This is a genomic window from Moorena sp. SIO4G3 (assembly GCF_010692305.1).
GTDB lineage: Bacteria > Cyanobacteriota > Cyanobacteriia > Cyanobacteriales > Coleofasciculaceae > Moorena > Moorena producens_A.
This window is the reverse complement of the sequence record NZ_JAAHIG010000089.1, coordinates 21,113-27,579: the sequence shown is the minus strand read 5'-3', so window position 1 is coordinate 27,579 and position 6,467 is coordinate 21,113. Positions and strand designations below refer to the sequence as shown.

Below are 6,467 nucleotides of genomic sequence, written 5' to 3'. Positions count from 1 at the left end.
ATTTCCCTAATAAGCCTAAGGCTTCTGGGGAAGTTGGTGCTTGATTGGCTGGGGCAAAAAATACATCGACTTGTCGGATTTCGCTGCGGATTTCTAGGGGAGCCTGACATTCCCCAAATTGTGATAATAATTCTTCTAAATAATCTTTGGCAAATTGGTCGTGGATAAATCGGGTCATTACATAAGCTTGTAGGGTGGGCACTTGTGCGATAATCTTTGATAAAATCCTAGATTTACAAACACAAGTGCCCACCATTATAGGCTTGAATTGGTAGCTGGCTAGTAGATTGTAGGGTGGGGACTTGTGCGATAATCTTTGATAAAATCCTAGATTTACAAACACAAGTGCCCACCATTATAGGCTATAATGAGTAGGCATTTTTGTTTGCAAATATCGGTCGTACGCGATCAATATTTCCATCAATGCTCAATTCTGTTACCTACTCATTAGGTGGATGCCAGCCTACTTCAATCCAAATTGCTCTTGCTTGAACCAGAAACTCAAAAGTTCAAGCGCAGCGCTATTACTGTTGCTCGGCCCACTGGTGTAATACCAGCAAGAAGAATGAAACCCAACAGAATTCCCCTCAACACAACGTCTTCGACCCAAGAGCCTGGTATCTGCTCGCTACAAAATAGAACCATTCATTTAATTGGTGTGGCGGTCTGATGTTGTTGGGTTTCCTCACCTCACCCCAAGCTACGATTGAATTGAGGTGGTGAGTGCGATCGCTTATCCGATTGTTGCCGATAACATACATTGACCACTAGCGTGCGATCGCGACTTGTCAGGTGGGTTGAGGAAATGGCTTAGTAACGCACCCCCACACTTTGCTAGAATGCAGCTAAGAAGCAAAGGTTGGGAGGAAAGTAGGTCGATGACAAAGGTAGTTATCCCTTAGCTCAGAATTAGAAGCACTACTGCGTGAATATGCTGCTCAGCGAGGTCAAGATGTTAGCTTGGTTGCCTCCGAATTGCTGGCTAGTGTCTTAGAGTCGGAGGTGGAAGATTCACAGGAGGCTATAAAGGGCATTCAAAAAGGACTGAATGATTTCGATGCAGGTCGATTTCGGTCTTTCGCTGAGTTTGCTATAGAGCAACGTCGCCAGTATAACCTGCCAGTCGATTCATGAAATACTCTCTTGAAATTGCCAGTGTGGCAGAGGCGGAAGCCGACAGCGCCTTCCTACGTTTATCCCAAGTCACATCTCCTACCCAGGCTAGCCTTTGGTATGCGCTTATTGCTAAAAGCAATCGAATCTCTATCGCAATTTCCAAAACGTTGTCCTAATGCAATAGAGAATAAGTATTTCAGTCAAGAAATACGACAATTACTCTACGGTCGCGGACGTAATTCATATCGAATTCTTTTTACCATATTGGAAGAGCAAGAAGGAGCGACCGTTCGCATTCTACACATCCGGCACGCATCACAGCAAACCCGTGGGTGTTGAACTAGGCTGATGCCAATTGGCTCGTAGCGATCGTCGCTCTTGTAGGTTGGGTTGTTGAATGTTACCCAACCGAATTCCCCTCAACACAAGGTCTTCGACCCAAGAGCCTGGTATCTGCTCGCTACAAAATAGAACCATTCATTTAATTGGTGTGGCGGTCTGATTTTGTTGGGTTTCCGTTCCTATACCCAACCTACGATTGAATTGAGGTGGTGATGTAGTGCGATCGTACAGCTTTTACTTTTAGCTCTTGTAGGGTGCTTCGCGGTGAAATGTAACGCACCACCTTCGTGTTAATATGAGAAAATATTTCCGGGTGTAACAATTAATCATCTTCTAAATTTGTAAGTTATTGAAGGAGCGGACGCACTGGTGACAAGGAAAAGTCCAGTTGTGATAGTAAGAGCCATTCCTAGTGCGATCGCCTGTAGGGTGCGTTCCCTGAAACCATTGCGACTGGGAGATTGATCGGTATTTGGGAACGCACCACCCCAACCGGAATCTGCGGTGGGTTATGCTGTCGCGTTCCCCACCCTACATTCTATCTTGATGATTTGCTGAAGTGCGATGGGCGAAGCCCCGCTTTCAGCGATCGCATCATCGATGGCGATCGGGTGGGGATTGCTTAAACTGATGGGGATTGGTTAAAATTAAGACGTTACTTATTGTCGGTGAGTAAAACCGTTTGCGCGTCTGACAAAGAAAAGAAAATAATTTCTCTTGGTGCGCATTCACGCTTGTCGGGAAACCCGACCGGGGTCGCACCGCTGATAGTATCGAAGCGCGAAAATAGGGTAAAATCCATGAAAATTACATATACATATTGGAAAGAAGCGGATGGGATGTTTTTGGGCTATTTGAATGAATTTCCAGATCATTGGACACAAGGGGTTGATCGTGAAGAATTAAAAGAGAACTTAGCTGTACTCTATAGAACATTTACTAGTGAAGAAATTCCCGGAATTAAGAGAGTCGCAGAACTTGAGCTTGCATGATTTGACGCGATTTAATTGCCTACTTAGAACACTCCGGTTGCTAAATGAATTCGACATGGTGGGAAACACGATAGTTACCATAACCCAAATAACGGACAAACGGAACCAATTCCAAGGCATCGAGAAATTAATGAGCGATTGGCTAAAAAGATTATCAAAAGCCTGACACAAGAAAATTAAATGCGAATAAAATAGTGCGAGTGGGTTGGAAGGGTGATCTCTGTTGTCGGTTGGTTTGAGTGCATACGCTCTTTTATTGTGCGTTCGATTACACTAGCTCTATCAAGAGATTGTTACTATCCCTTTGCTAGAGCTAATCTAATAAAAACGACAGTGGACGACTCATATTCTGAGCAAAGCCAAGGAGCCCGCAATCCTGGTATTCGTAGAGTAATTTCCCCTGTGAATCGAATAAGAAAGTTCCCCCTCGCTGGGTCAGATAAGCCCCATTGGGTACATAAGTATTCCAGTGGCTTAAAACCTCTGTCATATTCCGCAGCCGCAGGGTTGCCAATTCAAAGGGTCTTTGAAAACCTTTGCCACCAGCCAGCCGGAAGAATGAGCCCTTGATAGGGGGAAGTGGTACTCCTCGCACAACCTCCTCATCATCGAGCAACTGCGGAGCCTGACTATCGCCCCAATACCCTCGAAATACTTCAGCTAGAGTGCCAGGACTACCAATACCCGCACACATCAGCAGCAGATTCAAGTAGGCATTTAGGGTTATTGAGAGCCCTGGTAGCTTGAGCGATAGTCCTGGATAAAGATTAAGCTGGTGGTGCAGCTGTGCATTGGGAGAGACAAACAGCCAATCCCCAGGAAACCCCGTATAGTTGCAGAATCGTTTACCAGAATCGCGATTACCAATACCAACAGCTCGTATTACTATACCCTCCCCCTGTAAACTTTTTGCTTCCCGTTGCAGCCACCAAGCGTATTCGAGACTGTCGAAATCTCCAAGTTGGGGCCAGACAAGTACCAGCTGGCGGGTGGCTGACTCACAACCGCTCAGAAGTGGCAGGATGACTCCATCACTTACCCGCTGACACTGGGTCTGATTTAAGATTGTGTAAGGATTCATTATAAACTGGTTGTTTTAAGGGGAATGTAGTATTAAAAGTAAAGCACGTTTGGACATTGCTTTGAGCTTTGCGATGAAGCTTCGCTTCCGCTAAAAGCGAACGCTTCTTCTTTAATTTGTTGAATTGCTGGTAAATCAGGAGGTTGTTGGTGGCTCTCCATTCCCAGCCAAAGCAGATACTCAATCCTACCAGCAGGTCTACTCAAATTGCTGCCTCAATCAAAGGTATTTATCGGCCTCGATCGTAAATTTGGGATAATCCTGAATATGCCGAGTATGACAACCTATAATTTTGGTGATATTATTCAGTTATCCTTCCGGTTTTACTTAACCGGAAAAAAGCGATTGATTAGTACAACAAAATTTGGTAATAAAGGAGAATTTAACTCATCATTCTCAAATAAGGTAGCCACTAGAGTTAATTTTACCTTGTCTCGGCGATATACCTCTACTTGCTTACGAAAACGATCGACAATCCAATATTCTTTTACCCCTTGAATTGAATATAATTTGACTTTAACTTCGCGGTCGCGTTTTTCATTTTCTTTACCAAAAGAAATTACTTCCACCACTAATTCTGGTGCTGCGGTAAGATGTCCAGCTTCATCTTCTATTTGAGCTAATCTTTCTTGGCTTACCCACACTACATCAGGAATCACATTATCGGCATCTGAGAAGATGATTCCGGGAGTAATAATAGTTTCACCATTACCTGTTGATTCTGACCAATTATTCAAATAACTAAAAATTCTGCCACAAATTTGTTGATGTCGTCGGTGAGGCGTTCGAGTCACAAATAATTCTCCTTCAATTATTTCGTATATTGTCCCTTCAGAGTGAGGCAATAGTTCTAAATCATCGATTCTCCAACTGACTCGTTCTATGGTTTCAGTCATATCAATTATCCTGAGTTAATCTATCTTAATTTTATCAATTGTGACAGATACGCTAATCTCATGTCGGGATAATTACCCTGCTGAGCATCGCGAAACGGTTCCAAAGGAACATCGCGCTCATTGTTTGAATCCCCCAAACCCTGTCTTGATGCAGCACTGCTCCGAAGCTCCCTACTCCCTACTCCCAGATCCGCTGTTCCCTGTTCACTGTTCCCTAAAACACCGGACAAAAGTACCCACCTTTTTCATAACGGCCATAATTCAGTTTCCTTAGCAACACCTAATCAACTTCTCAGTTAACGGTCACTTCCTCCTCAGTTAACACCTGCATTCTAGTAATTAAGCGATGCAGCGCCTTCATGCGGGGGTTTCCACGGGGCTTACAAGGTGCGGACGCAGGTTCCGCACACAGACCCATGCGCCATGAGCGACTGCATCAAGACAAGATAACCAGTTAAGCAATTGAACTAATCAACTCTAGGAGGAACAAAGATGAAAGGTCTCGTACTTAGCAGCTTAGGCATGTTGTTGATTGCCACCGCTACCACTCCCGTCTTAGCATCGGAAATCGCTGCAAACTCCACCGCCAGCGGTAATAATATTGTCGAAGTTCAACCTTTTAACCTCGTCTATCTCGCTTATCAAGGCTACTTTGCTGACCAAGGTATTCCCAGTAATGCTGCTTTAATCAGCGCTATAAAAAGCAAGAAAGTTACCGCAAAAGACCTCGTAGAAAGTGCTATTGCAAGAGGAAGATTATCCCCGGAAACTATCAATGATTCTAGCTATCTGGGTCATGTGAAAACTCAACTCTTCAACCTGAGTAATACTTAATACTTAGACTTAGATCTGGCACCAGTCCATTCATATCCTACCTTAGCCCCTATTATACCCCAATTCTGGAAAAATTTAACATCATTAACTCCCATAATTGGGGGCAGGGGGGCGCTGATCAGCCGATAACTCTAAGTGTTCAAGATTTCAGTCATACCTAACTCTCCATTTGGCCTAAACAAATGAATGTGCGGTGGAAGAAATTACTGCTCAAACTAACCCTGTGGCTCATAGTTGAGGTTGGCCTTAACGTAATGGGACTCGATGACATTGCAGACTATGGCGAGTTCGTCTTTGAGCGAAATTCTACGGTCTTGATTAGTTAAGGGCAATATCAACTTAAAACAGGGGGAATGGGGGTTTCTGGCTTTGGAGGCAGTGGGGCTGGGAGCTCCCTTCTTGCTTGTTTTTGACATCGAAATTGTGGGGTTCATAGCTCGAACTGTTCTGGATCTATGCCCTTTGCTTTTAACTGCTCCAACAATGCTTGCAAGGAAGCTTCTGCCTGTTCTGCTCGTTGTGATGCCTGTTCTTTTTCCAGCCTTTCAAGCTCTAAAGCTTCTAAATGCTGCTCTGCTCCATCTGTGAGCATGAATGAGGGCATCTTCATTCAGGACTGGATGTTATTACGTGCTTTCTGCTTAATATCTGCAAAAGTGCTAGGGGAGAATTCACCCCGTTCAGCCGCTTCTATTCTCGGCTTGAGAAAGGCAGACAGTTGAGCCAGGGCTTCTTCGGAGCTTAGTTCTGGGTTGATGGGCACATCAGGCAGAGAGCGTTCAAGGACATATTCCTTAATCGTTTTCCCGCTCAGGGCTGCGTTCGCGAAGCGGTTCTAAAGGAACATCGCTTTGAGCTTCTGATGCTGTTCTGGGGTGATCTCAATCGAAAGCCTAGGCATGGGAAATCCCTATGTTGTGCAACAACAACAACATCTTAGCAGAATAACAACATTTGTACAATAACAACTTTTGTTGCTTTTCCGCCTCCCCGTGTTTCCCCTCTCCCCATTGATGTTTAAGAAAACATCACCTTACCTAAGTGACATACTCCCACACGCTCATCGTTCGCGTAGCGTCTGGCAAAGCCAGTAGATTACAGTGTGGGCTTCTTACCAACTCCACCCAACAGTTCGGATACTCGGTAAGCTTTATTAACGACACGGGATGCCCCTCCGCGCCGGAACAATACAATAAGTTCTATTTT

Annotated in this window: 12 protein-coding genes and 2 pseudogenes; 7 read left to right on the top strand and 7 right to left on the bottom strand. The window is 44.6% G+C overall.

What is annotated here, in order from left to right:
* Positions 1–202 (bottom strand): annotated as a pseudogene (locus tag F6J99_RS17600) (flagellar assembly protein H); the annotation flags it as partial.
* An 800-nt stretch (positions 203–1,002) separates the two neighbouring features.
* Here F6J99_RS17600 and F6J99_RS17595 point away from each other — a divergent pair.
* The 3 genes from F6J99_RS17595 to F6J99_RS17585 are packed head-to-tail and all read left to right on the top strand — an operon-like array spanning position 1,003 to position 1,455.
* Positions 1,003–1,134, top strand: a complete 132-nt coding sequence (locus F6J99_RS17595) for a hypothetical protein (protein WP_293114022.1) — start codon at positions 1,003–1,005, stop codon at positions 1,132–1,134.
* On the top strand, positions 1,131–1,292 hold the full coding sequence (locus F6J99_RS17590) for a hypothetical protein (RefSeq protein WP_293114025.1): 162 nt from the start codon (positions 1,131–1,133) through the stop codon (positions 1,290–1,292). The genes F6J99_RS17595 and F6J99_RS17590 overlap by 4 nt, the downstream gene beginning before the upstream one ends.
* Positions 1,234–1,455: a type II toxin-antitoxin system RelE/ParE family toxin gene (locus F6J99_RS17585; RefSeq protein ID WP_293114023.1), complete on the top strand. Its 222-nt coding sequence runs from the start codon at positions 1,234–1,236 to the stop codon at positions 1,453–1,455. The genes F6J99_RS17590 and F6J99_RS17585 overlap by 59 nt, the downstream gene beginning before the upstream one ends.
* Here F6J99_RS17585 and F6J99_RS17580 read toward each other — a convergent pair.
* The gene (locus F6J99_RS17580; RefSeq protein ID WP_293114021.1) at positions 1,432–1,593 is read right to left on the bottom strand and encodes a hypothetical protein; all 162 of its coding nucleotides are present in this window, start codon (positions 1,591–1,593) and stop codon (positions 1,432–1,434) included. The two genes, F6J99_RS17585 and F6J99_RS17580, sit on opposite strands and share 24 nt — an antisense overlap.
* A gap of 326 nt (positions 1,594–1,919) precedes the next feature.
* Here F6J99_RS17580 and F6J99_RS17575 point away from each other — a divergent pair, with 326 nt between their 5' ends.
* The gene (locus F6J99_RS17575) at positions 1,920–2,084 is read left to right on the top strand and encodes a hypothetical protein (protein WP_293114020.1); all 165 of its coding nucleotides are present in this window, start codon (positions 1,920–1,922) and stop codon (positions 2,082–2,084) included.
* A gap of 42 nt (positions 2,085–2,126) precedes the next feature.
* On the top strand, positions 2,127–2,450 hold the full coding sequence (locus tag F6J99_RS17570) for a hypothetical protein (RefSeq protein WP_293114019.1): 324 nt from the start codon (positions 2,127–2,129) through the stop codon (positions 2,448–2,450).
* A gap of 313 nt (positions 2,451–2,763) precedes the next feature.
* Here the strand turns inward: F6J99_RS17570 and F6J99_RS17565 are convergent, their stop codons facing one another.
* Both F6J99_RS17565 and F6J99_RS17560 read right to left on the bottom strand, forming a co-directional pair.
* Positions 2,764–3,531, bottom strand: a complete 768-nt coding sequence (locus F6J99_RS17565; RefSeq protein WP_293114018.1) for a peroxiredoxin-like family protein — start codon at positions 3,529–3,531, stop codon at positions 2,764–2,766.
* A 323-nt stretch (positions 3,532–3,854) separates the two neighbouring features.
* Complete coding sequence (locus F6J99_RS17560; protein ID WP_293114017.1) at positions 3,855–4,427, bottom strand: Uma2 family endonuclease; 573 nt, start codon at positions 4,425–4,427, stop codon at positions 3,855–3,857.
* 40 nt (positions 4,428–4,467) lie between these two features.
* Here F6J99_RS17560 and F6J99_RS17555 point away from each other — a divergent pair, with 40 nt between their 5' ends.
* Entirely contained in the window at positions 4,468–4,701 is a 234-nt protein-coding gene (locus F6J99_RS17555) for a hypothetical protein (RefSeq protein WP_293114016.1), read from the top strand.
* Between the two features lie 218 nt (positions 4,702–4,919).
* On the top strand, positions 4,920–5,261 hold the full coding sequence (locus F6J99_RS17550; protein ID WP_293114015.1) for a hypothetical protein: 342 nt from the start codon (positions 4,920–4,922) through the stop codon (positions 5,259–5,261).
* A gap of 215 nt (positions 5,262–5,476) precedes the next feature.
* Here the strand turns inward: F6J99_RS17550 and F6J99_RS17545 are convergent, their stop codons facing one another.
* The 3 genes and pseudogenes from F6J99_RS17545 to F6J99_RS45630 form a co-directional block, all read right to left on the bottom strand.
* Positions 5,477–5,677 (bottom strand): hypothetical protein, encoded by a 201-nt coding sequence (locus F6J99_RS17545; protein ID WP_293114014.1) that lies wholly within the window; start codon positions 5,675–5,677, stop codon positions 5,477–5,479.
* A gap of 14 nt (positions 5,678–5,691) precedes the next feature.
* Positions 5,692–5,871: a hypothetical protein gene (locus tag F6J99_RS17540; RefSeq protein WP_293114013.1), complete on the bottom strand. Its 180-nt coding sequence runs from the start codon at positions 5,869–5,871 to the stop codon at positions 5,692–5,694.
* Positions 5,872–6,162: pseudogene (locus F6J99_RS45630) on the bottom strand (hypothetical protein). It abuts the gene before it with no gap.
* Positions 6,163–6,467: the final 305 nt, after the last annotated feature.

Bases quoted from the DNA above. Each gene is read 5' to 3' on its own strand.
- F6J99_RS17540 (WP_293114013.1), bottom strand. From the start codon at position 5,871: ATGAAGATGCCCTCATTCATGCTCACAGATGGAGCAGAGCAGCATTTA.
- F6J99_RS17580 (WP_293114021.1), bottom strand. From the start codon at position 1,593: ATGGTTCTATTTTGTAGCGAGCAGATACCAGGCTCTTGGGTCGAAGAC.
- F6J99_RS17545 (WP_293114014.1), bottom strand. From the start codon at position 5,677: ATGTCAAAAACAAGCAAGAAGGGAGCTCCCAGCCCCACTGCCTCCAAA.
- F6J99_RS17565 (WP_293114018.1), bottom strand. From the start codon at position 3,531: ATGAATCCTTACACAATCTTAAATCAGACCCAGTGTCAGCGGGTAAGT.
- F6J99_RS17550 (WP_293114015.1), top strand. From the start codon at position 4,920: ATGAAAGGTCTCGTACTTAGCAGCTTAGGCATGTTGTTGATTGCCACC.
- F6J99_RS17585 (WP_293114023.1), top strand. From the start codon at position 1,234: ATGCGCTTATTGCTAAAAGCAATCGAATCTCTATCGCAATTTCCAAAA.
- F6J99_RS17560 (WP_293114017.1), bottom strand. From the start codon at position 4,427: ATGACTGAAACCATAGAACGAGTCAGTTGGAGAATCGATGATTTAGAA.
- F6J99_RS17590 (WP_293114025.1), top strand. From the start codon at position 1,131: ATGAAATACTCTCTTGAAATTGCCAGTGTGGCAGAGGCGGAAGCCGAC.